We start from the raw sequence: 1089 nt of genomic DNA, 5'->3' as shown, positions 1-1089 counted from the left end.
TGATGGTTCAAGGGTCGTTGCGACGTTTTTCTCTATCTTAGCTTCATCATCTCTTCTCTGAATGCCTCGCTTGGGGTTCGCCAGCCGAGGCATTTTCTGGGCGTGCTGTTCAGGCGGTCGCAAATCGCCTTCATATTGCGATTTGAGAGCGCCGCGAGCTGGGTGTCTCGGGGGAGATATCTGCGTGCACGATTGTTCAGGTTTTCGACCGATCCTTTCTGCCATGGTGCCTGTGGGTCGCAGAACCAGCTTTCGGTACCGATGCCGGATTTCAGTTTGCGCCAGGCGCGGAACTCGAAGCCACGGTCGAAGGTGATCGACTTGCGGGCGGGCTGGGGCAGGGGTTCCATCACGTCCATCAGTTTGTTGATGAAGTGGGTCGAGCTGCGATCGTTGTTGCGGAACAGGACAGCGAACCGGGTTTTGCGTTCGACAAGCGAAGCGACGTTCATGGTGCCCTGCGCGCGTTCAAAGATCATCAAATCGCCTTCCCATTCGCCGAAAGTTTCGCGGGTCTTCACATAGTCCGGGCGTTCATGGATGGACCGATCCGGTGGGAAAACCTGGCCTCTGGGCCGTCTGGCGTAGCGTGGTTGCCGCTTCTTGCGACGGCTGGGGAGATGGCGAGCCAGTTGTTCGGACTGTCCTTCGGGGCTGTAGACGTAAGCATAGATCGTCTCGTGGCTGACACGCACGGGCTGGCCATCAAAGCCAAGGCGACCCGCGATCTGTTCCGGCGTCCAGCCTATCTTCAACTGCGCGATGACATGCGCGCGCAAGTCTTCAAGGCGCACCAGCTTGCGTCTTCGTGCGCGGCGCTTCGAGGCTTCACGCTGCGCCATAACGCCGTAGTAGCCGTTCAGTTCAGGCAAATCGTCGTCGTCAAAACCGTTCCTTTTGACCTCGCGATAGACGGTCGAGCGATGCCTGCCAATCTCTGCTGCGATCTTGCTTACAGGCACTTTTGCATTCAACATGTCTTCGATTGCGCGTCTCTCACGCAAATCCAGCTCTGTGTGGGCCATGTCCGTTCTCCTTGCTTTTCAGCAAGATAGGGGATTTGTCGCAACCCAGTTTAGAATGTGCCGC

At 57.2% G+C, this 1089-nt stretch carries 1 protein-coding gene; it reads right to left on the bottom strand.

Annotated elements, in window-relative coordinates; all coding sequences use genetic code 11:
* Positions 1 to 32: 32 nt before the first annotated feature.
* A complete protein-coding gene (locus tag PXK07_RS18575; RefSeq protein WP_274849791.1) occupies positions 33 to 1025 on the bottom strand; it encodes an IS30 family transposase in 993 nt (330 codons plus the stop codon).
* Positions 1026 to 1089 lie beyond the last annotated feature (64 nt).

Origin of the sequence: Phaeobacter sp. QD34_24, assembly GCF_028890115.1 — a bacterium.
GTDB lineage: Bacteria > Pseudomonadota > Alphaproteobacteria > Rhodobacterales > Rhodobacteraceae > Phycobacter.
This window is presented reverse-complemented; position numbering and strand designations above follow the sequence as displayed.

Bases quoted from the DNA above. Each gene is read 5' to 3' on its own strand.
- PXK07_RS18575 (WP_274849791.1), bottom strand. From the start codon at position 1,025: ATGGCCCACACAGAGCTGGATTTGCGTGAGAGACGCGCAATCGAAGAC.